Raw genomic sequence first — 2016 nt, forward strand, 5'->3', positions numbered from 1 at the left:
TCGCCGGGCTGCCAGGCGAAGGTCGTCTCGTAGACCCAGTCGGTGCGCCCGATCCAGGCGAGCCCGCTCTCGTTGTCATCCAGGTACGGGTCCGGGATCAGGCCGGCGGCGAGCAGATCGGTGTGCACGCAGCCGGGCACGGTCGCCGGCACCTCCCGGTCGACGATCTCCGGCGGCACCTGCGGACCGGGTACGGCCCGCAGCACCCAACCCTCGTGCAGCGCTCGATGGCTCACGACTTCACCGCGCCTTCCATGATTCCGCGCGCCGGCCAGCACCCGACCGTAGATGACGTAGTTGCCGCTGGCCAGGTCGGAGACGGCCACCACCGAGGTCGGGAAGTAATGAACGAGCCGGTTCAACGGGAGGTCGAGGGAAACTCCTCGAACCACGCCTCCACCCGCTCGGCGGTCGCCGGCCGGGCCAGTGCGAAACCCTGGCCGTACCGGCAGCCGGCCCGGCGCGCCCCGTCGACCTGGGCGTCCGACTCCAACCCCTCGACCACCACGTCCACCCCCAGCCGGTCGCCCAGGCTGATCACCACGTCGATCAGCGGTCGCTGCGCGTCGCCGTCCGACCCGACCAGGTGCGGGCCGACCTTGAGCAGGTCGATCGGGAGCCGGCGGAGCTGGGCCAGCGAGGCGTGCTCGGCCCGGAAGTCGTCCAACGCCGTCCGCACGCCCAGCGAGCGCAGCCCGGCCAGCCGGGCCACCACGGTCGGCAGCTCGGCGGCGACCGCCGGCTCCGCCACCTCGACCACCAGCCGGTCCGCCGGCACGCCGTACGCGGCCAACGCGGTGGCCGTCCGCGGCACGAAGTCCGGCGCGACCAGCTCCCGAGGCCCGACGTTCACCGACATCCAGAGGTCCCGACCGCCCTCGGACCACTGGGCGAGCTGCCGGCAGGCCCGGTCGAGCACCCAGCGGCCCAGCTCGCCGGCGAGGTCCAGGTCCTCCGCGACCGGCAGGAACCCGGCGGGCAGCACCGTGCCCAGCACCGGACTGCGCCAGCGCAGCAACGCCTCGGTGCCCACCGGGCGCCGGTCCGCGAGGGCCAGCACCGGCTGGTAGACCAGGTCCAGCTCGCCCCGTGCGATCGCACCGGGCAGCTCCCGTTCCAGGTCGAGCCGGCGGACCAGCTGCTCCTCCAGATAGGCGTCGTACCACTCGACCCGGTCCCGGCCGAGCTGCACCGCCCGGCGGCGGGTTAGATCCGCCTGGCGCAGCACGTCCTCCGGTTCCCCTCCACCGGTCTCCGCCAACCCGACGCTGGCCTGCAGGCGCGCCGCCCCGCCGGGCAGCGGGTACGGCTCGGTCAGCGCGGCCAGCAGCCGGGTGGCCAGCGCGTACGCCAGCACCGACCCGACGTCGGTGAGCACCGCGAACTCGTCACCCGTCAGCCGGGCCACCAGGTCGCCCGGCCCGCAGCCGGCCCGGAGCCGTCCGGCGACCTCGACCAGCACCTCGTCGCCGACCGCGTGCCCGGACCCGTCGTTGACCATGCCCAGCCCGTGCAGGTCGACCACGAGCAGCGCACCGGGCGTGGGCGCCGCGCCCCGGGCGGACAGCTCGCGCAGCAGTTCCCGGCGGTTGGCCAGCCCGGTGAGTTGGTCCGTGGCGATGAGCCGGCGCACCGTCCGGGTCAGCCGGTCCCGCTCGTCGAGGTCGTTGACGAGTTCGCGCAGCCGCGCCTCCCGGGCGAGCATCCGCTCGGCGTGCCGGCGGTGGTCCGCGGCGGTCAGCAGCTCCTGGAGGATGACCGGCGGGATCACCGCCAGCCCGAGCGCGATCGCCGGGGCGCTGAACTCCCCCACCGCGCAAAGGTGGTGGCCGGCGGCGAGCGCGGCGATGCCGGCCGGAGCGGTCACCCGGGGCCACGGCGCGGGCGACCCGTCGGGACGCAGGGTCTCCCCCGCCGAGGCGCGTCGTGCCCCCGCGGCGGTGAGCAGCGCGCCGCCACCAGCGGCGGGACCAGGGTGAGGACGGCGCGTTCCGGCGCCGCATAGGCCAGCAGCAC

The 2016-nt window shown here is 75.3% G+C and carries 2 protein-coding genes; both read right to left on the reverse strand.

The features are described 5' to 3' along the window. Positions 1-278, reverse strand: a 278-nt coding sequence (locus JNW87_RS38035; protein ID WP_238455402.1) for a hypothetical protein, incomplete at its 3' end; no start/stop codon positions are given. Positions 279-358: 80 nt separating this feature from the next. Beyond that, positions 359-2016: bifunctional diguanylate cyclase/phosphodiesterase (locus tag JNW87_RS38040; protein WP_238455401.1), on the reverse strand; the 1658-nt coding region annotated here is incomplete at its 5' end.

The sequence above is a fragment of the Micromonospora sp. ATA51 genome (assembly GCF_016802855.1).
GTDB lineage: Bacteria > Actinomycetota > Actinomycetes > Mycobacteriales > Micromonosporaceae > Micromonospora > Micromonospora sicca.